Raw genomic sequence first — 19235 nt, forward strand, 5'->3', positions numbered from 1 at the left:
CGGTGGAAGGGAAAAGCAGGAAGCAAAGGTGGATCGAAAAGGTTGCAGTTGCAGCTTTCAGCACATGCATTTTTGAAGCGCGGAAACGAAAAAACCCAGCCGGCGGGCTGGGTTTTTTTCGGACGAACAGCAGAAAGCTCCGGTTACCCAGCGAGGATGTGGGGTTCCGGTCGACGCGCACGCGAGGTCATGCCCGACGCCTGTCGGGCTGCGCTGCTGTCGTGCTGGAAGTCGGTGAGCTTCATGGCCGCCAATCTTTGCATGCGGCCGGGGCCGACGCAAGGGGCCGGGGTCGCAGAATCAGGGATTACCGGCGGCGCCCTGCTCGGGGCCGACCCAGGGGGTGATCGAAACCCGGATCTTCAGCCGGTTGCCGGGGTCTTCCGGCAGGCGCGACCGGTACTTGGTGCCCTTGTAGACGTAATCCACGTCATAGGCGATCGGCCGGCGGAATTCACGCCCGACCGGCACGATGCGGCAGTCGCGGGTCAGCATCGGGCCGTTGTTGGCCGGTGCCGGGGCAGGCGTCTCGGCGGCGGTCTCCTCGGAGACCTCTTCATCGCTGCGCTTGAACATCGAGCGCACCGAGTCCCAGAAGCGGCTGATCCGGCCCTTGTCCTCGACCGGCTCTTCACCGGTGACGTTGACCGGGGCCAGGGTGCGGGTCGAGATCGGCTCGCAATGCTCCTCGGTGCGGGTCGCGCGCAGGGTCTGGAACACCGGCTCGACGTTCAGCACCTGCGCATAGTCGAACTTCACGTTCTCGACGATCACCACCCGGTTGCGCGGCTCGGCCTCCTGCGCCTGGGCCACGGCGGCCGTCGCCGACAGGCAGGCCAGGGTCAGCAACGCGGTGGATTTCAGTGGCGACGGGAGCAAGGACACGGCAATAGTGTAGGCAGTGACGAGCGCAAGGGGCTGAACATTACCCGTCCACGCCGCTCCTGCCCACCCCACCTTGGGTGGAGCCGGCGTCCACCGGTGGCAATCGGCGCCCCAAAGCGGGCCGACACGTTCTAAAATCACGGGCTTGTCCCCCAGCCACAGCCCCATGACCCTGCGCCTGCACAACAACCTGACTCGCCAGCTCGAACCGTTCACCCCGCTCGATCCGGCCTGTCCGACCCTGTATGTGTGCGGCCCCACGGTCTACAACTACGTGCACATCGGCAACGCCCGTGGCCCGGTGGTGTTCGGGGTGCTGGCCGATCTGCTGCGGCGGCGTTTCGGTGGCCTGCGCTACGCGCGCAACATCACCGACGTGGACGACAAGATCAACACCGCTGCACGCGAGCAGGGGGTGCCGATCAGCACCATCACCGACAGGTTCGCCGCCGCCTACCGTGAAGACATGGCCGCGCTGGGCGTGGTGCCGCCGGACATCGAGCCGGAAGTGACTGCGCACATGCCGCAGATCATCACCATGATCGAGCAGCTGATCGCCAATGGTCATGCCTATGCCGCCGAAGGCCACGTGCTGTTCGCGGTGGCCAGCTTCGACGGCTACGGCAAGCTCTCGCGACGCGATCCGGAAGAGATGCTGGCCGGCGCCCGCGTCGATGTCGCCCCCTACAAGCGTGATCCGGGCGATTTCGTGCTGTGGAAGCCGTCCAGCGACGACCTGCCCGGCTGGGAATCGCCCTGGGGCCGCGGCCGCCCGGGCTGGCACATCGAATGCTCGGCGATGGCGGCCGCCCATCTGGGCGAGACCATCGACATCCATGCCGGCGGTGTCGACCTGCAGTTCCCGCACCACGAGAACGAGATCGCGCAGAGCGAATGCGCGCATGGCGGCAGGATCTTTGCCCGCTACTGGCTGCACAACGGCATGCTCAACTTCGGCGGCGCCAAGATGAGCAAGTCGCTGGGCAACATCGAGCGCGTACACGACCTGGTGCGCCAGCATCCGCCGGAAGCGCTGCGCCTGGCCCTGCTGTCGGCCCATTACCGGCAGCCGCTGGACTGGTCCGATGGCCTGATCGAGCAGTCGGTGCGCACCCTGGACCGCCTGTACGGCACGCTGCGCGAGCTGGCGTCGATCGAAGCCAGCGCGGTGATCCCGGCCAGCGTCGAGGCGACCCTGGATGACGACCTGAACACCCCGCAGGCGCTGGCCGAAGTGGCCCGCATCGCCGCCGATGCACGCCGCGCCACCGACCCGGCCGAACAGGCACGGCTGAAGGGCGAGCTGCTCGGCGCCGGCCTGGCGCTGGGCCTGCTGCAGGCCGATCCGGCGCAGTGGTTCGGTACCGCTGCGGGCGACGGCGGCGACGATGCCCGCATCCAGGGCCTGATCGACGAGCGTGCTGCGGCCAAGAAAGCGCGTGATTTCGCCCGTTCCGATGCCATCCGCGACCAGCTGGCCGCCGAAGGCATCGTGCTGGAAGACACCCCGCAGGGCGTGCGCTGGTCGCGCAAGCGCGGCTGACCTGCCCTGCCCCGTGGCCGGCCCGCCGGCCACGCCCCCACTGTAGAGACTGTTGTGACCGACTCCCCGTTCCCGCTTGAACCTACCGCCGCCGAGGCCCAGACCGCCATCGCCGAGGAATTCGGCTTCTTCGGCGACTGGTCCGAGCGCTACCAGTACCTGATCGACCTCGGCCGCAAGCTGCCCGCCTTCCCGGACGAATGGAAGACCGAAGAGCACCGCCTGCTCGGCTGCCAGTCGATGGTCTGGATCGTGCCGGAAGGCAACGCGCAGTCGCTGCGCTTCCATGCCATCAGTGATTCGGCCATCGTTTCCGGACTGATCTTCCTGGCCCTGCGCGTGTACTCCGGGCGCTCGGCACAGGAAATCCTGGACACCGAGCCCAGCTACATCCAGGACATCGGCCTGGCCCGTCACCTCTCCCCCACCCGCAGCAACGGCGTGGCGGCGATGCTGGCCTTCATCCGCGAGACCGCGCAGGCCCAGCTGCAGCGCGACCCGTCGTGAGCGAGCCTGCCACAGCCGAAGACACCGCGCTGGGCCTGCTGTCCCGGCCCGGTTTCGCCAAGCTGCTGGCCTACCGCATCTTCGCGATGCTGTCCTACCAGGTGGTGGCGGTCACCGTCGGCTGGCACATCTACGAAGTCACCCGCAATCCGTTCTCGCTGGGCCTGGTCGGCCTGGCCGAGGTGCTGCCGTTCTTCTGCGTGGCGCCGTTCGCCGGCTATCTGGTCGACCACCTGCCGCGCCGTCGGCTGGGCATGGTCGCCTGTTCCGGGCTGATCGCCACGGCGCTGGTGCTGACCGGCGTTGCGACGGGTTGGCTGCCGTTCGAGGGCGTGTGGCCCATCTATGCGGCCATCGCCCTGACCGGCATGGTCCGTGCGTTTCTTTCGCCCATCTACAACGCACTGTTCGCCCGCGTGCTGGCCCGCGATCAGTTCGCGCGCGGCGCCGGCCTCGGCGCGGTGGTGTTCCAGGCCGGCATGGTGGCCGGCCCGGCGCTGGGCGGCGTGCTGGTTGGCTTCGGCGGCAAGGGCCTGTCCTACGCGGTGGCTACGGCCTTTGCACTGGTGGCGATGGCCTGCCTGGCCACGCTGAAAGTGGAGGAGCCGGTGCACACCGATCCGGCCGCGCCGATCTTCAAGAGCATCGCCGAAGGCGCGCGATTCGTGGTCGGCAACCGGATCATGGTCGGCGCGATGGCGCTGGACATGTTCTCGGTGCTGCTGGGCGGCGTGGTGGCGATGCTGCCGGCCTTCCTGCACGAAATCCTGCACCACGGCCCGGAAGGCCTGGGCATCCTGCGCGCGATGCCGGCGCTCGGTTCGGTGTGCGTGGGCCTTTGGCTGGCCCGCCACCCACTGCACCGCAATGCCGGCCGCGTGTTGCTGTTCGCGGTGGCGGGGTTCGGCCTGTGCGTGATCGGCTTCGGGCTGTCGCAGCACTTCTGGCTGTCGGCGCTGATCCTGCTGTTCTATGGGGCCTTCGATGGCGTCTCGGTGGTGATCCGCTCGACCATCCTGCAGCTGGCCACGCCGGAAGAAATGCGCGGACGGGTGTCGTCGATCAACGGCATCTTCATCAGTTCGTCCAACGAGCTGGGCGCGTTCTATGCCGGCACGATGGCCCGTCTGCTGGGGCTGGTGCCTGCAGTGGTGCTGGGTGGGTTTGCGGTGCTGAGCGTGGCCGGGATCACCGCGTGGAAGAACCCGACGCTGCGGAAGTTGAATCTTCGCGACCTGCAGTGAGCCTGCGAACAGCGGATTCGGCGGCGCCGGGCGTTTGGCTGGCCACGTCACTTTCCCTCGATGAATGGGTTTGTCACTTTCTTTGCGCGCGCAAAGAAAGTAACCAAAGAAACGCGCCGCCATCCGCGAGCCGGTGCTGCGCACCGGTGCCCTGCGCTCCTCGGTGAATCAGGGGACGGCGCCGAACTCGCTGCGCTCAAACAGCGGCGCCTCTTCTCCCCCGATTCCCCTGCGGTGCTCGGCTCGCTACAAGGCGGACCCAAGTCAACGGCCACAACTGCCCGTGCCAGCCACGGTCGCTTACCGACGATCCCCCAACAAAAAACCCGGCCGAAGCCGGGTTTTCTGCATGACCATACAACGAGCGGGAATCAGTCGCCCTGCTGCTTCTGCAGGTGCTCCCAACGCTCCTGGGCATCGATGGTGCGTTCGGCGGTGAGGCGCGCTTCCAGGCGCTCCAGGCCGATTTCCTCGCCGGTGTCGACACAGTAACCGTAGTCGCCCGCTTCCAGGCGCTTCAGGGTGCTGTCGATCTTGCCGATCAGCTTGCGATAGCGGTCGCGGGTACGCAGTTCCAGCGAGTTCTCGGTCTCGCGGGTCGCACGCTCGGCTTCGTCGCCGATGTCACGCACTTCCTCGCGCAGGTTCTCGATGGTCTGCTTGGACTCTTCCACCAGGTCCGCGCGCCAGTTCTGCAGGCGCTGGCGGAAGTACTCCTGCTGCAGCGGGCTCATGTATTCCTCTTCCGAGGACGGCTTGTAGCCAGCCGGCAGGATCGGGCGGCCGGTGGCCTCGTCGGTCTTGTACTCGACCACCTTGTACTTGCTGCGCGGGGCCGGTGCCGCCGAGCGGGCGGCGACGGCCACGGCAACCTTGCCGACAGGGCGCGACACGGTCTTCGGGGCGGAATCGGATTTCACGGCGGTTTTGGCAGGCGATTTCGAAACGGGCACGGGATTCTTGGATTGCGGGGCCTTCGAGGCGGCAGGAGCGGCGGCCGGGGCCGGCTTGGAGGCCGGTTGGGCTGCTGCCACTGCCACGGTCTTGGCCGGGACAGGCTTGGCCGGAGCCGGCTTGGCAGCAGGCTTCGGTGCGGACTTCACTACTGGGGCCGGGGTCGGCTTTACGGCCGGCGCGGCAACATTCTTGGCAACCTTCTTTACAGCGGCAGGCGTGGCGACCGGCTTGGCCGCAGCGACCTTCTTTGCTGCGGGCTTGGCGACCGGCTTGGCTGCAGCCTTCTTCACCACCGCCTTCGGCGCCGGCTTGGTTGCTGCCTTCTTCGCCACTGGCTTGGCGGCAGCCTTCTTCACCGGCGCGGCCTTGCTGGCGGCCTTCTTCACCACCGGCGCCTTCTTGCTGGCAGCGGCAGGCTTGGCCTTGGCGGGCGCAGCAGCCTTCTTCGCCACCGGCTTGGTTGCCTTGACCGGCGTTTTCTTTGCGGTGGCCTTCCTGGCCGCCGGTTGCGAGGACGCTGCCTTGGTCGCCGGCTTGCTGGCCGGTTTCCTGGCAACGGGCTTTGCCGCCAACTTCTTCACAACAGGCTTGGCGGTTTTCTTGGCGGCCGTTGCGGCCTTCTTTGCAGTTTTTTTAGCAGCCACGAAACGCTCTTCCTTGGATTCCCCGGGGCCCGGGAAAGCGGGCCTTTATAGCCTACCCGACCGGCAGCAGCAACCTCGGCACCCTGCTCCATTCAGTCCTGGAGTCAAGGCGCCCTTGGAGGCAGTCCGACGAACACGGACCGCCTTGCGCGGTACGGAACCTGGCCAGCACCCGCAGGTGCTGGTACCGGTCGCAGGCCATCGGCGACATGCGACCAACGGCCCATCCTGCACAAATGCGGCCTTCATGCCAACTGGCATAAGATGACTGGGTGATCTCGCGCCTGCTCATTGCCCTGCTGCGCTTCTACAAGCGCTTCATCAGCCCCTTGCTGGGGCCACGCTGCCGTTTCGTGCCGAGCTGTTCTGAATACGCGATGGAAGCCATCTCGCGGCACGGCCCGCTGCGCGGCAGCTGGCTGGCTGCACGCCGGCTCGGTCGCTGCCACCCGTTCCATCCCGGCGGCTTCGACCCCGTGCCCGAGTCTCCCAACGCCCCCTCTTGCCGTTGCACAGGAAAACACTGACATGTCCTCCACCCTCATCACCAACGCCCGGATGGTCAACGAAGGCCGCACCTTCGACGGCGACCTGCGCATCGAGAACGGCCGCATCGCGCAGATCGGCAGCGGGCTGGCGCCGCGCGACGGCGAACAGGTGGTGGATGCGGCCGGACGCTGGCTGCTGCCCGGCATGATCGATGACCAGGTGCACTTCCGCGAACCGGGCCTGACCCACAAGGGCGACATCGCCAGCGAATCGGCCGCGGCCGTGGCCGGTGGCCTGACCAGCTTCATGGACATGCCCAACACCAACCCGCCGACGCTGGATTCGACCATCCTGGAAGCCAAGTACGAGCTCGCGCGCGGCCGCGCCTGGGCCAACTATGGCTTCTACCACGGCGCCAGCAATGACAACCTCGACGCGATCCGTGCCCTGGATCCGAAGAAGGCCCCGGGCGTGAAGGTGTTCATGGGTGCTTCGACCGGCAACATGCTGGTGGACAACCCGGAAACGCTGGATGCGATCTTCCGCGAATGCCCGACCCCGATCATCACGCACTGCGAAGACACGCCGATGATCGATGCCAACCTGAAGGCCTTCCAGGAAAAGTACGGCGATGCGCTGACCCCTGACATGCATCCGGACATCCGTTCGCGCGAGGCCTGCATCAAGTCGACCCGGCTGGCGATGTCGCTGGCGCGCAAGCACGGCACCCGCCTGCATGTGCTGCACATCTCCACCGCCGACGAGCTGGCGCTGTTCGAGAAGGGCCCGCTGATCCGCGCCGACGGCAGCCGCAAGCAGATCACCGCCGAGACCTGCGTGCACTTCCTGCACTTTGCGCGCCCGGACTATGCGACCAAGGGCAACCTGATCAAGTGCAACCCGGCCATCAAGGAAGTGTCCGACCGCGAGGCGATCACCGCTGCGCTGGCCGACGACGTGCTGGACGTGCTGGCCACCGACCACGCGCCGCACACCTGGGAAGAGAAGCAGAAGCCGTACGCGCAGGCACCGTCGGGCCTGCCGCTGGTGCAGTACGCGCTGGTGGCCGCGCTGGAGCGCGTGCACGAAGGCAAGCTGACCCGCGAACAGGTGGTGCAGAAATTCGCCCACGCGCCGGCACAGTTGTTCGACGTGGAAGAACGCGGCTTCCTGCGCGAAGGCTACTTCGCCGACCTGGTGCTTGTGGAAGACGTGCCGTTCACCGTCAAGCGCGAGGACGTGCTGTCCAAGTGCGGCTGGTCGCCGTTCGAAGGCACGACCTTCCGTTCGCGCGTGGCCTCCACCTGGGTGAACGGCCAGCTGGTGTGGGACGGCAGCAAACTGGTGGGCGAGCCCGCCGGCCAGCGCATGACCTACGACCGCTGATGCGCGCGGCTCTATTTACCGGGGCGCTGCTGCTGGCGGCACCCCTGCTCAGCGTACCGTCGGCTCACGCGCAGGATGCCATCGGCAGCCTGATCGACAGCCGCGTGGTGTTCCCGGCCAGTGCGTCGCAGGGCGCACTGGTGATCGGCAAGGTTCCCGCCGGCAGCCGCGTGCAGTACGCCGGTCGCCAGCTGCGGGTGAGCGGCTACGGCAGCGTGGTGTTCGGCATCGGCCGCGACGAGAAGGGACCATTGCGCGTGCAGGTGCAGCGCCCCGATGGTGGCAGCGAGACCGCGACCATTGCGGTGACGCCGCGCGACTGGCCCACCGAGCGGGTCAACGGCGTGCCGCCGAAGACGGTCAATCCGCCGCCGGCGATTGCCGAGCGGATCAAGCGCGAACAGGCGCAGGTGACCGCCGCGCGTGCCCGCGATGACGACCGCACCGACTTCACCCAGACCTTCATCTGGCCGGTGCAGGGCCGCATCAGCGGTCGCTTCGGCAATGCGCGCGTGTACAACGGGCAGCCCGGTGCCGGTCATTCCGGCATGGACATCGCGGTACCGACCGGCACCCCGGTGAAGGCACCGGCCGCCGGCATCGTCACCTTCGCCGGGCCGGACCTGTACCTGACCGGCGGTACGCTGCTGCTCGACCACGGTTTCGGGGTCAGCTCCAACTTCCTGCACCTGTCGCGCATTGACGTGAAGGTCGGTGACCGCGTCGAGCAGGGCCAGGTGATCGCCGCCGTCGGTGCCACCGGCCGCGCCACCGGCCCGCACCTGCACTGGGGCATGAACTGGTTCGATACCCGTATCGATCCACTACTGGTACTGGAACGCAAGTAACGCGCGCAATGCGCTTTGGTGGGTGCCAACCTTGGTCGGCACAACCTCACAGAGCGTGCGGACCAAGGTCCGCACCCACCAGAAGCAGTCAACAGCGCCGATCGATCAACCGCGCGCAGCCCACCACACGCGCAACAAGGTGCGCACCGGGGTCGCTTCAATCGGCTTGCCTGCGGCCTGCGCGGCAACGCGGGCGCGCGCCAGGCTGGACCACACACGGCGCGGGCGCGGGCCGGGCACGCGCGTGCCCCAGCCCTTCAACAGATGCTGCGCCCAGCGCTGTGCAGCCGTGCTGGCATCACCATCCAGCAGGCTGCGCGGTACACCGGCCACGCCGGCATCCTGCAGGCGCTGGGCCAGGGTCTGCAACTGCACCGCGCGACCGGCACCGGTGCGCGGCTTGTCCGCGAACAAGGCCGCCTCGACCGCAGCCACGGCTTCAGCGTAGTTGGCCAGCGCACGCTCCGCACTGACAGCGTCCAGCGCGACGGTGCGTGCTTCAACCAGATCCGGCAGCGCTTCGGCCAACTGCGCCCACGGCGCACGCACCGGCTCCAGCAGACGGCCCAGTGGATGGCGCGAACGATGCCCGGCCCAGCTGCGCAGTTCCTCGCCCCACCATGCCAGCTTGGCATCGGCCGGCAGCGGATCGCCGCTGGTATTGAGCATGTCGTCGAACTCCTGCAGCAGCGCGAACCACGCCACGGCAAGCTCGCGTTGCGATTCGGCCACGAACGGGGCGGCCACCGACCATTCCGGCCAACGGCTGCGCCACTTGTCGAGGAAACTGTCCAGCGCGGTACTGCTCACTACGTGATTCCTTACGGCTGGGCCGGGGCTGCCGGCCGGGTCGGCCAGAGACTGGCCAGTTGCAGAAGTTCGGCGTTCTCGACCAGCACGTCGGCCTGCCAGGCCAGCGGGTCGTCGCTGTGCAGGCGGTAGCCCCACAGCGCCGCCACCGACGGCATGGCGGCAGCGCGTGCGGCAATGATGTCGCGCTCGTCGTCACCCACGTACACGCAGTCTTCGGCGGCATTGCCAATGGCCTGCGCAGCGTGCAGCAGCGGCAGCGGGTGCGGCTTGCGTTCGGCCAGGCTGTCACCGCCGACCAGCACCGCGCAGCGCTGCTGCCAGCCATGCTGCGGCAGGATCAGGCGCGCCAGGTACTCGGGTTTGTTGGTGACGATGCCCCACACCGTACCGGCCTCATCCAGCGCGGCGAGCATGCCGGCCACGCCGTCGAACAGCACTGCGTGCTGGCCGATCAACGCTTCATAGCGCTGCAGGAATTCCGGGATCAGTGCATCGCGCGCAGCGGCATCCAGGTCCGGGAACGCGGCCGAGACCATCGCCCGCGAGCCCTTCGACACCACCGGGCGCAGTGCGGCCGGATCGATGGGTGCACGACCACGTTCGGCCAGCATCGCGTTGCAGGTGGCGACGAAGTCCGGCGCGCTGTCCAGCAACGTGCCATCCAGGTCGAACAGCACCGCACGCGGGAAGCGGGCGGAGGTCATGCCGGCTTGACCGCGTAGGCCAGGTAGTTGATGTCGGTGCGGCTGCTCAGGCGGGCGTGGTTGCGCCACGGCTCGTAGGCCATGCCGCTGACGTCCACCAGCTGCATGTCGGCCTCGCGCAGCCAGCGCGCCAGCTCGGCCGGCTTGATGAATTCCTGGTAGTGGTGCGTGCCCTTCGGCAGCAGCCGCGCCACGTACTCGGCACCGACAATCGCCACTGCGAAGGCGGCAGCGGTGCGGTTGATGGTCGACAGGAACAGGTGGCCGCCCGGCTTCAGCAGGCGCTTGCAGGCCTCGATGATCGCGCCCGGGTCTGGCACGTGCTCCAGCATTTCCATGCAGGTCACCACATCGAAGCTGCCCGGCTGCTCGGCGGCCAGGTCCTCGGCGGCCTGCACCCGGTAATCGACCTTGGCGCCGCTTTCCAGCGCATGCAGGCGCGCGACCTTGACCAGCTCCGGGGCCAGGTCGATGGCGGTGACGTCGGCGCCGGCCTGGGCCAGCGCTTCGCTCAACAGGCCGCCACCGCAACCGATGTCGAGTACGCGTGCGCCGCGCAGCGGAACGCGGTCGGTCACGTATTTCAGGCGCACCGGGTTCAGCGCATGCAGCGGCTTCTGCGGGCCGTCAGCGTCCCACCAGCGGTTGGCCAGCGCGGCGAACTTGTCCAGCTCGGCCTGATCGAAATTGGAGGAAGCGTGGGGGGCAGTCATGAGGGAGTCCTTGCGGCGCCGGGGTTCAGGCGCGGATATGACGGATGCGCTCGCGCCACTGGCGCGCGTTGGCGATGATGCCCGGCAGGTCCATGCCGACCAGCTCGCGCTGCACCAGCTTCGGCTTGCCGGCGATCCAGACGTCGCTGACCTGCTGGCGGCCGGTGGCGTACACCAGTTGCGACAGCACGTTGTGCAGCGGCTGGGTTTCCAGTGCGGACAGGTCGACGCAGACCAGGTCGGCCTGCTTGCCGACTTCGATCGAACCGATGCGCTCGCCGAAGCCCAGCGCGCGGGCACCGCCCAGGGTGGACGCGCGCAGCGTGGTCGCCGCGTCCAGCGCGGTGGCGTCATCGGCCACGGCCTTGGCCAGGATCGCCGCGGTGCGGTTCTCGCTGAACATGTCCAGGTCGTTGTTGCTGGCGCAGCCGTCGGTGCCGATCGCCAGGTTCACGCCGGCACGCTGCAGGGCGCAGGCCGGGCAGAAACCGGAGGCGAGCTTCAGGTTCGATTCCGGGCAGTGCACCACGCTGACGCCACGCTCGGCGCACAGGTGGATTTCCGCATCGGTCAGCTGGGTCATGTGCACCGCGATCAGGCGGTCGTTGACCAGGCCGAGGCGATCCAGCCGCGCCAGCGGGCGCTGGCCGTGCAGCTTGATTGAATCGTTGATCTCCTGCGCGGTCTCGTGGGTGTGCAGGTGCACCTGCATGTCGAGCTGGTCGGACAGCATCCGCACCCGCTCGAAGTTGGCATCGTTGACCGTATACGGCGCATGCGGCGCGAACGCGGTGCCGATCAGCGGATCGGTGCGCCACTGGTCATGCAGTTCACCGGCCTTGGCGAAGTACTCGTCGTCGGTCTTGGCCCAGGCGGTGGGGAAATCGATGATGACCGCGCCGACCAGCGCGCGGAAACCATGCTTCTTGTAGACGGCGGCCTGCACATCGCCGAAGAAGTAGTTCTCGTTGGCGCAGGTGGTGCCGCCGCGCAGCATCTCGGCGATGGCCAGGGTGGTGCCGTCGGCGACGAATTCGGGGCCGATCACCGCCGCTTCCACCGGCCAGATGTGCTGCTGCAGCCAGGTCATCAGCGGCAGGTCGTCGGCGACGCCGCGCAGCAGGGTCATCGGGTTGTGCGTGTGCGCGTTGACCAGGCCCGGCATCAGCGCGGCCTCAGGGCGGCTGACCACCTGGGTGGCACGGAAGCGCGCGCGCGCCTCGGCACGCGGCAGGATGGCCACGATCTCGCTGCCACGCACGGCAACGGCATGGTCTTCCAGCACCACCGCATGCGGCTCGATCGGAACGACGTAACCGGCTTCGATGAGCAGGTCGCAGGCTTCGGGGAGGTGCGGGCTATCGCTCATGCGGACTCACTGGCTGGGGGGCGGCGAGATACTTCTGGGGGACACGCCCCTGAGTCAGGGGCTGCCGCGAAGCGGCGGGGTCTGGAGACCCGTGAAGCGGGGGCCCATGATCTGCCGAAGCAGATCATGGGAGCGCCAGCGCGAATGCGATGGCGCGTATCCGGCCAGCGGCCGTCACTACCGTAATCCGGCTGCGCCGGATTACTTGACGCGTGCGGAGTATTCGCCCGAACGGGTGTCGACGCGGATCACTTCGTCCTGGTTCACGAACAGCGGCACGCGGACCACGGCGCCGGTTTCCAGGGTGGCCGGCTTGCCGCCGCCGCCCGAGGTGTCGCCACGGACGCCCGGATCGGTTTCGGTGATCTTCAGCTCGACGAAGTTCGGCGGCTGCACGAAGATCGGCTCACCGTTCCACAGGGTGACCACGCAGGACTCCTCGCCCTTCAGCCACTTCTCGGCGCCGCCCATGCCGGCCTTGGTGGCCTGGACCTGCTCGAAGGATTCCGGGTCCATGAAGTGCCAGTACTCGCCGTCGCTGTACATGAAGTTCATGTCGGTATCGACGACGTCGGCTGCATCCAGCGAGTCGGTCGACTTCATGGTCACTTCCTGGGTACGGCCGTCCTTGATCAGGCGGTACTTCACGCGGGTGAAGGCCTGGCCCTTGCCCGGCTTGACGTATTCGGTGTCGATGATGACGGCCGGTTGGTTGTTGACCAGGATCTTCATCCCGTTCTTGACGTCGTTCATGCCGTAGCTGGCCATGCGTAAACTCCTGAGTGGCAAAAACGCCGCGGGTGCGGCGAGCCGTTAGAATGGAAAGCCCACCGGATGCCGGTGGGCGACTGTTTTTCTGCCCCCATGATAACCGCAGGCCCCCTCTCCATGCAGCTTTCCGCCTTCCCCCGGCCCCAGTCGCCAGGCGCGCCCGCGCGCTGGCAGCAGCTCTGGCGCCAGGCACTGCGCGACCCGCAGGCGCTGCTGGCCCGGCTGCAGCTGGACCCGGCGGCACTGGGCGTCTCCGAAGCGGCCATGGCCCAGTTCGCGCTGCGCGTGCCGGAGGGGTTCGTGGCCCGCATGCGCAAGGGCGATCCGGCCGATCCGCTGCTGCGGCAGGTGCTGCCGATCGACGAGGAAATGCGCCCGGCGCCCGGGTTCAGCTTCGATGCGGTGGGTGATGGTGCCGCCAAGAAGGCCACCGGCGTCATCCAGAAGTACCGTGGCCGCGCCCTGCTGGTGGCGACGGGCAGCTGTGCGATCAACTGCCGCTACTGCTTCCGCCGCCACTTCGACTATGGCGCGGAGAACGCCGCCAAGGGTGGCTGGCAGGAAGCCGTAGCCGCCATCGCCGCCGACCCGGACATCGACGAGGTGATCCTGTCCGGCGGTGACCCGCTGTCGCTGGCCACGCACAAGCTGGCCGAGCTGACCGACGCCCTGCGCGCGATCCCGCATATCCGCCGCCTGCGCATCCATACCCGGCTGCCGATCGTGCTGCCCGAGCGCGTGGACGATGAACTGGTCTCTTGGCTGGGCAGCCTGCCGTGGCCGCTGGCCATCGTGGTCCACGCCAACCATGCCAATGAATTCGATGCCAGCGTGGACGCGGCGATGGCGCGCCTGCGCGGCATCGGCGCCCAGCTGCTGAACCAGGCGGTATTGCTGCGCGGGGTCAACGACAGCGTGCAGGCCCTGCAGGACCTGAGCGAGCGCAGCTTCGCCGCCGGCGTGCTGCCCTATTACCTGCACCAGCTGGACCGGGTCGAGGGCGTGGCCCACTTCGAAGTGGACGACACCCGGGCCAAGGCATTGATTGCCGGGTTGACCGCGCGCCTGTCCGGCTATCTGGTCCCGAAGCTGGTGCGCGAACTGCCCGGCGACCCGAGCAAGCGCCCGGTGTAATTCCGTAGCGTGGGTCATCCCTTTTACTGCGGAAAAGGGATGACCCACGGCACAACGTCAATCGGTCAAACGCCCGATTCGATCATCCGCACCACTTCGGTGGCGGTGACCGGGTGGCTCAGCCAGTAGCCCTGCCCCAGATCGCAGCCGCGCTGCGCCAGCAGTTCGAACTGCGCCTGCTGCTCGATGCCCTCGGCCACCACCGTGATGCCCAGCGCGTGGGCCATGGCGATGATCGCCGTGGTCAATGCGAGGTCGTCGGGATCACGCTGCATGTCGGCCACGAAGCTCTTGTCGATCTTCACGCCGTCCACCGGCACCTGGCGCAGATGACTGAGCCCGGAGAAGCCGGTGCCGAAGTCGTCCAGCCATACCTTCACGCCGGTGCGGTGCAGCTTGTCCAGCAGCTGCGCGGCGACCATCTCGTCACCGATCACCGCGGTCTCGGTCAGCTCCAGATGCAGGCGCGACGCTGGCAGCCCGGACTCATGCAGGCATTGCGCGACCAGCGCCGGCAGTTCGCCGCCGCGCAGCTGCCGCGGTGACACGTTCACCGACACGAACAGGTCGTCGCCGGCCGCCCCGCGCGGCCACTGCGAGGCCTCCATGCAGGCCGCACGCAGTACTTTCGGGCCGATGATCTCGATCAGACCACTCTGCTCGGCCACCTCGATGAACACCGATGGCGGAATCGTGCCCAGGGTCGGATGCTGCCAGCGCAGCAGCACTTCGACGCCGACCATGCGGCGGTCGCGCATGCGGAAGATCGGCTGGTAGGCCAGGCGCAGTTCGCCGCGCTCCCAGGCCCCGCGCAGCTCCTGTTCCATATGCACGCGACGTTCGACCGCGTGGTCCATCGCCCGGCTGTAGTAGCGATAGCAGTTCTTGCCGGCCATCTTCGCCTGGTACATGGCGATGTCGCCGTTTTTCAACAGGGTGGTCGCATCGGCCGCATCGTCGGGAAACAGGGTCACGCCGATCGAGGTGCCCAGGAACAGCTCCCTGCCCTGCACCACCAGCGGCCTGCCCAGCTCGCGCACCAGCACTTCGGCCAGCAGCCGCGCGTTGGCGGCCACATCACCGTCGCCCACCAGGATCACGAACTCGTCACCGCCGAAGCGGGCCAGCAGGGCCTCGTCGCCGCCTGCCTCCGCAACGGCGCGGCCGATGCGCTGTGCGAACTGCAGCAACGCCTCGTCACCGGCCTCATGGCCAAGCGTGTCGTTGACCCGCTTGAAATCGTCGATGTCGGCGAACAGCAGGCCCAACCGGTGATTGGCGGCACGCGCGGCCATCAGCCGATGGTCCAGCGCTTCGCGGAATGCCAGCCGGTTGGTCAGCCCGGTCAGCGCGTCGGTATAGGCCATGCGCCGCACTTCACGGTCATGGCGGGCGATCGCATCGCGCATGCGGGCGAAGCCGCGCACCAGCTCACCCACTTCGTCGTCACGGGTGTTCTCGGCCAGGGGCGTCTGGTAGTCACCGGCCTCGATGCGGCGCGCGGCCGCGGCCAGATCGCGGATCGGCGCGACCAGCGTGCGCTGCACGTACAGGATCACCACCACGCCGATCACCACCAGCAACCCCAGCATCAGCAGCAACCAACCCAGGTGGCGGCTGCCGACCAGTTGCAGGCGCTCGCCAAGGGTGGCGTTGGCCGCCTGCTCGCGTTGCTGTACTTCGTCCAGCGCCATGCCGACGCGGACGCCGCCGATGCGCTGGTTGCCGACCATGATCGGCATCGTGTTGTCCAGCACCTTCGGCGATTCCTGCACCAGCAAGGCCTGCGCCGCCGCAGCCTTGGGTGCCAGGGGATCGCCCATCGGCTGGCCGAATCCCGGGACCTCGACCGAGCCGTCGTGCACCAGCCGGCCGCGCTCGTCGAACACCAGTACATAGCGCACCACCGGCTGTCGCGCCGTGCTGCGCACCAGCACGCCGACCTGGTCCAGGTCGCGGTAATACAGCGGGTTGGCCAGCGCATCGGACAACTCGCGCGCCATCGCCTCGCCGCGGCTGCGCACGCTGCGGTCGAACAATTCATGGATGACGCCACCGCTGAGGGTGCGCACCTCGCTCTGCATCGCCGTCTGGCGCCCCAGCAGCACCGCCAGAATGGCGACCACCACGACCATCGCTCCGCCCATCGCCAGCAGGAACCGGGCCTGCATCCCCGAGCCGAGCCACTTCATTCCACTTCCATCCGCACGCGCGTCAATCCTTGTTTCAATTCATCCAACCGCTGCTGCGCATGCGCATCGACACGGTGGAAACCGGAAGTGCCAAAAAACCGATGCAACGCGCCCTGTGCCTGCGGGTCGCTGGCTGCCTGCAGCAGGACTTCCTGCAGGCGGTCGCGCACCCGGGCATCGAGGTCGGCGCGGACCATCTCCACCGCACGCGGATAGGGTTCGGTACGCAGCAGTTCGCGGAAATCGCGCCGGAATGCAGCCGGCACCCGCCGCTCGTCGTTCCAGTCCACGCTGCTCACCGCCCCCACATCCGCCATCCCCTTGTGCACGTACGTCGCGATGTTCAACTCGCTGCGCGCGAACACATACCCCACGCTGTCACGCCCTGGCACGTCCCAGACCCCGGCCAGGATCTGCGGCGACAGGCCATGGTTCAGCAGGGTCATCACCGGCACCAGGTAGGCGCTGGTGGATGCCGTGTTCTGCAGGGCCAGGCGATGGCCGCGCAGATCCTGCACCCGCTGGATGGGACTGTCGCTGCGCACGAAGAACACCGTCTGGTATTCGCGCACCCCGTTGCGCTCGGTCAACAGCAGCGGCCGCGCACCACTGCGCTGGCCCAGTGCCACCGCCGTACCGGAGGTTTCCGTGACCCAGTCGACCCGTCCCCGCCGCAGATAGCTGGCCATCTGCTGCGGGTCGCGGGCCATCAGTACCCGCCCCTCCTGGATGCCGACGTCATGCATGCGCGCCACCACGTAGTCCAGCAGGGGTTGCAGCTGCTCGTAGTGAGCCTGGGGGTCATCGCTGATCCGGCCCAGCACCAGCACCGGATCCGGTGCTGCATGCACGGCTCCGGCCAGCAGGACCATGGCCAGGCTCAGCAGTCCCCCCCTGCATTGCCTTTCGCAGACCCGACACAGACGTCATCCCCCCTGGGTATCCAGACAGACTACCCGAAAAAATGAGAACGTCGTCAGCTGTCCTTGCTGCCGGCCTGGGCCAGACGCGCCATGCGCTGGGTATCGGCGAGGATGCCGCGCAACAGGCGCACTTCCTGCTCGCTCGGCTCGCTGCGCAGGAACAGGCGGCGCAGCTTGCGCATCGCCGATTCCGGCGCGCGGCCCTTGTGGAAATCGATCTCGTCCAGGGTGTCGCCGAGCTGGGCGAAGAAGCTCTCCATCTGCTCATGGCTGGCGGCCTGTTCGCGGAAGCCCGGCTCGGCGTCGGCGGCCGGCTGCGCGCCCAGCAGCTGCATGCGCGTTTCGTACGCCAGCACCTGCACGGCGGCGGCCAGGTTGAGCGAGCTGAACTCCGGGTCTGACGGGATGTGCACTGCGGCGTGGCAGAGCTGCAGCTCCTCGTTGGTCAGGCCGGTACGCTCGCGGCCGAATACCAGTGCGACCTCGGCACCTTCGCCCGCCTTGGCCACCGCACGGGCGGCAGCGTCGGCCGGCAGGTATTCCTCCAGCTGGACGCGGCGGGCACGGGCCGTGCAACCCAGTACCAGGCGGCAATCCGCCACGGCCTCGGCCAGGGTGGCCACCACCGGAGCGTCCCCCAGCACGTCTTCGGCACCGGCCGAGCGGCGGAAGGCCTCCTCGTCCAGCGGCTTTTCGGGGGCGACCAGCACCAGGCGGGCCAGGCCCATGGTCTTCAGGGCGCGGGCGGCAGCCCCCATGTTGCCGGGGTGCTGGGTACCGACCAGGACGAATCGGAGGCGGGTGGCGGCGGGAAACTGGGACATGAACAGGGAAAAGGTCGAGCTGGACGATGACCAATGGTAAACTGTGCGGCCGGCCACTGCGCCGGACCCGCTCTTTTCCCCCGCCAGTCCATCTCTTCTGCCTTTCCGGGAGCCCACGCCATGCAGAAACCCGCCGTCACCGTCATGGTCAAGGCCGCCCGCCTCGCCGGCAACGTCCTGTTGCGCAACATCAACAAGCTCGAGGCACTGAACGTGGTGCAGAAGGGCCGGATGGACTACGCCAGCGAAGTGGATGCGGACGCGGAAAAGGTCATCGTCAAGGAACTCAAGCGCGCCTACCCGGATTACGGCATCTTCGGTGAAGAAGGTGGCGTGCAGGGCGAGCGCCGCCAGATGTGGGTCATCGACCCGCTGGATGGCACCAGCAACTACCTGCGCGGCGTGCCGCACTACTGCGTGTCGATCGCCCTGGTCGAGAACGGCGAGCCGACCGATGCCGTCATCTTCGATCCGCTGCGCAATGAACTGTTCACCGCCAGCCGTGGCGCCGGCGCCGTGCTGAACGACCGCCGCATCCGCGTGGCCGACCGCAAGGATCTTGAAGGCACCATGATCCACACCGGCTTCGCCCCGCGCGAACGCAGCCGCGCCAGCGCGCAGCTGAAGTCGGTCGACACCCTGCTGGTCCAGGCTGAGGACATCCGCCGCACCGGTTCGGCCGCGCTGGACCTGGCCTACGTGGCCTGCGGCCGCGCCGACGCCTATTTCGAAGCCGGCGTGAAGGCGTGGGACATCGCTGCCGGGCTGTTGCTGGTCCGCGAGGCGGGTGGCAAGGTCTGCGACTTCAAGGGCGCGACCCTGGGCCGGATGGACAACCGTGGCCCGGAGACCCACCAGATCGTTGCCGGCAACCTGAAGGTGGCCGAGTCGCTGCAGAAGGTGCTGGTGAACACTGGCTACGCGGCAGAATTCGACGCGAAGTTCTGAGGTTTCGCGTAAAGCGGTTCATGGAGACGGCACCTGCGAGGGTGCCGTTTTCGTTTGCGCGCACGGAGAGTCGTTTCCGCGACCGCGGAGGGGTGTCACTTTCTTTGCGCGCAAAGAAAGTAACCAAAGAAACGCTCCGCCAGCCGCGAGCCGTCGCTACGCGCCGGTACCCTGCGCTTCTCGGTGAATCAGGGGACGGCGCCGAACTCGCTGCGCTCAGACACCGGCGCCTCTTCGCCCCTGATTCCCCTGCGATGCTCGGCTCGCTCAAGGCGGACTGGAAGATCAAGATCAAGATCAAGATCGACAGCATCCACACGTGGCGTGGATCTACTGGGTGC

General features: G+C 67.6%; 17 protein-coding genes and 1 pseudogene. 8 read left to right on the top strand and 10 right to left on the bottom strand.

Annotated features, from left to right (window positions below; translation table 11 throughout):
• Window positions 1-300: 300 nt before the first annotated feature.
• Window positions 301-864 carry a glycine zipper 2TM domain-containing protein gene (locus AC5P7E_RS01350; RefSeq protein ID WP_024958440.1) on the bottom strand — a complete coding sequence of 188 codons (564 nt, stop codon included), beginning with the start codon at window positions 862-864 and terminating at the stop codon, window positions 301-303.
• Between the two features lie 187 nt (window positions 865-1051).
• Between AC5P7E_RS01350 and cysS the strand changes: the two genes are divergently transcribed.
• Genes cysS through AC5P7E_RS01365 form a run of 3 tightly spaced genes read left to right on the top strand, consistent with a single transcriptional unit; the run spans window position 1052 to window position 4179 of the window.
• Window positions 1052-2428 carry a cysteine--tRNA ligase gene (cysS, locus tag AC5P7E_RS01355; protein ID WP_005414013.1) on the top strand — a complete coding sequence of 459 codons (1377 nt, stop codon included), beginning with the start codon at window positions 1052-1054 and terminating at the stop codon, window positions 2426-2428.
• Window positions 2429-2482: 54 nt separating this feature from the next.
• Window positions 2483-2935 (top strand): SufE family protein, encoded by a 453-nt coding sequence (locus AC5P7E_RS01360; RefSeq protein WP_005410372.1) that lies wholly within the window; start codon window positions 2483-2485, stop codon window positions 2933-2935.
• Window positions 2932-4179, top strand: coding sequence for an MFS transporter (locus AC5P7E_RS01365; RefSeq protein WP_012480833.1), 1248 nt, complete (start codon window positions 2932-2934; stop codon window positions 4177-4179). Before AC5P7E_RS01360 ends, AC5P7E_RS01365 begins: the two co-directional genes overlap by 4 nt.
• Before the next feature lie 371 nt (window positions 4180-4550).
• Here AC5P7E_RS01365 and dksA read toward each other — a convergent pair whose 3' ends face one another.
• Window positions 4551-5780, bottom strand: coding sequence for an RNA polymerase-binding protein DksA (gene dksA, locus AC5P7E_RS01370; protein ID WP_005410374.1), 1230 nt, complete (start codon window positions 5778-5780; stop codon window positions 4551-4553).
• Between the two features lie 272 nt (window positions 5781-6052).
• Between dksA and yidD the strand changes: the two genes are divergently transcribed.
• Genes yidD through AC5P7E_RS01385 form a run of 3 tightly spaced genes read left to right on the top strand, consistent with a single transcriptional unit; the run spans window position 6053 to window position 8503 of the window.
• On the top strand, window positions 6053-6307 hold the full coding sequence (yidD, locus tag AC5P7E_RS01375; protein ID WP_005414016.1) for a membrane protein insertion efficiency factor YidD: 255 nt from the start codon (window positions 6053-6055) through the stop codon (window positions 6305-6307).
• A gap of 1 nt (window position 6308) precedes the next feature.
• A complete protein-coding gene (locus tag AC5P7E_RS01380; RefSeq protein ID WP_012480835.1) occupies window positions 6309-7655 on the top strand; it encodes a dihydroorotase in 1347 nt (448 codons plus the stop codon).
• Entirely contained in the window at window positions 7655-8503 is an 849-nt protein-coding gene (locus AC5P7E_RS01385) for a M23 family metallopeptidase (RefSeq protein ID WP_005414018.1), read from the top strand. Before AC5P7E_RS01380 ends, AC5P7E_RS01385 begins: the two co-directional genes overlap by 1 nt.
• Before the next feature lie 105 nt (window positions 8504-8608).
• Here AC5P7E_RS01385 and AC5P7E_RS01390 read toward each other — a convergent pair whose 3' ends face one another.
• From AC5P7E_RS01390 to efp, 5 genes are all read right to left on the bottom strand, one after another.
• On the bottom strand, window positions 8609-9313 hold the full coding sequence (locus AC5P7E_RS01390) for a squalene/phytoene synthase family protein (protein ID WP_005410377.1): 705 nt from the start codon (window positions 9311-9313) through the stop codon (window positions 8609-8611).
• An 11-nt stretch (window positions 9314-9324) separates the two neighbouring features.
• Window positions 9325-10020 (bottom strand): phosphoglycolate phosphatase, encoded by a 696-nt coding sequence (locus tag AC5P7E_RS01395; protein ID WP_114618895.1) that lies wholly within the window; start codon window positions 10018-10020, stop codon window positions 9325-9327.
• Entirely contained in the window at window positions 10017-10733 is a 717-nt protein-coding gene (gene ubiG / locus AC5P7E_RS01400) for a bifunctional 2-polyprenyl-6-hydroxyphenol methylase/3-demethylubiquinol 3-O-methyltransferase UbiG (protein WP_099490349.1), read from the bottom strand. The genes AC5P7E_RS01395 and ubiG overlap by 4 nt, the downstream gene beginning before the upstream one ends.
• A gap of 25 nt (window positions 10734-10758) precedes the next feature.
• Window positions 10759-12102: a TRZ/ATZ family hydrolase gene (locus AC5P7E_RS01405; protein ID WP_005410380.1), complete on the bottom strand. Its 1344-nt coding sequence runs from the start codon at window positions 12100-12102 to the stop codon at window positions 10759-10761.
• A 201-nt stretch (window positions 12103-12303) separates the two neighbouring features.
• Window positions 12304-12870: an elongation factor P gene (gene efp / locus AC5P7E_RS01410; RefSeq protein WP_005410381.1), complete on the bottom strand. Its 567-nt coding sequence runs from the start codon at window positions 12868-12870 to the stop codon at window positions 12304-12306.
• Between the two features lie 120 nt (window positions 12871-12990).
• On the opposite strand from efp, the gene epmB reads away from it, so the two are divergent.
• Window positions 12991-14007: an EF-P beta-lysylation protein EpmB gene (gene epmB, locus AC5P7E_RS01415; protein ID WP_044570623.1), complete on the top strand. Its 1017-nt coding sequence runs from the start codon at window positions 12991-12993 to the stop codon at window positions 14005-14007.
• A gap of 65 nt (window positions 14008-14072) precedes the next feature.
• Here the strand turns inward: epmB and AC5P7E_RS01420 are convergent, their stop codons facing one another.
• From AC5P7E_RS01420 to AC5P7E_RS01430, 3 genes and pseudogenes are all read right to left on the bottom strand, one after another.
• Window positions 14073-16199: a putative bifunctional diguanylate cyclase/phosphodiesterase gene (locus tag AC5P7E_RS01420; RefSeq protein ID WP_062607456.1), complete on the bottom strand. Its 2127-nt coding sequence runs from the start codon at window positions 16197-16199 to the stop codon at window positions 14073-14075.
• Window positions 16196-17129: pseudogene (locus tag AC5P7E_RS01425) on the bottom strand (phosphate/phosphite/phosphonate ABC transporter substrate-binding protein). Before AC5P7E_RS01425 ends, AC5P7E_RS01420 begins: the two are co-directional and overlap by 4 nt.
• A gap of 46 nt (window positions 17130-17175) precedes the next feature.
• Entirely contained in the window at window positions 17176-17946 is a 771-nt protein-coding gene (locus AC5P7E_RS01430) for an RNA methyltransferase (protein WP_005414025.1), read from the bottom strand.
• Between the two features lie 120 nt (window positions 17947-18066).
• Between AC5P7E_RS01430 and AC5P7E_RS01435 the strand changes: the two genes are divergently transcribed.
• Window positions 18067-18894: an inositol monophosphatase family protein gene (locus AC5P7E_RS01435; protein ID WP_005410386.1), complete on the top strand. Its 828-nt coding sequence runs from the start codon at window positions 18067-18069 to the stop codon at window positions 18892-18894.
• Window positions 18895-19235 lie beyond the last annotated feature (341 nt).

This window comes from Stenotrophomonas sp. YJH_SMC_25, assembly GCF_059369595.1.

Bases quoted from the DNA above. Each gene is read 5' to 3' on its own strand.
- cysS (WP_005414013.1), top strand. From the start codon at position 1,052: ATGACCCTGCGCCTGCACAACAACCTGACTCGCCAGCTCGAACCGTTC.
- AC5P7E_RS01380 (WP_012480835.1), top strand. From the start codon at position 6,309: ATGTCCTCCACCCTCATCACCAACGCCCGGATGGTCAACGAAGGCCGC.
- AC5P7E_RS01385 (WP_005414018.1), top strand. From the start codon at position 7,655: ATGCGCGCGGCTCTATTTACCGGGGCGCTGCTGCTGGCGGCACCCCTG.
- AC5P7E_RS01395 (WP_114618895.1), bottom strand. From the start codon at position 10,020: ATGACCTCCGCCCGCTTCCCGCGTGCGGTGCTGTTCGACCTGGATGGC.
- ubiG (WP_099490349.1), bottom strand. From the start codon at position 10,733: ATGACTGCCCCCCACGCTTCCTCCAATTTCGATCAGGCCGAGCTGGAC.
- AC5P7E_RS01405 (WP_005410380.1), bottom strand. From the start codon at position 12,102: ATGAGCGATAGCCCGCACCTCCCCGAAGCCTGCGACCTGCTCATCGAA.
- efp (WP_005410381.1), bottom strand. From the start codon at position 12,870: ATGGCCAGCTACGGCATGAACGACGTCAAGAACGGGATGAAGATCCTG.
- epmB (WP_044570623.1), top strand. From the start codon at position 12,991: ATGCAGCTTTCCGCCTTCCCCCGGCCCCAGTCGCCAGGCGCGCCCGCG.
- AC5P7E_RS01420 (WP_062607456.1), bottom strand. From the start codon at position 16,199: ATGAAGTGGCTCGGCTCGGGGATGCAGGCCCGGTTCCTGCTGGCGATG.
- AC5P7E_RS01430 (WP_005414025.1), bottom strand. From the start codon at position 17,946: ATGTCCCAGTTTCCCGCCGCCACCCGCCTCCGATTCGTCCTGGTCGGT.
- AC5P7E_RS01435 (WP_005410386.1), top strand. From the start codon at position 18,067: ATGCAGAAACCCGCCGTCACCGTCATGGTCAAGGCCGCCCGCCTCGCC.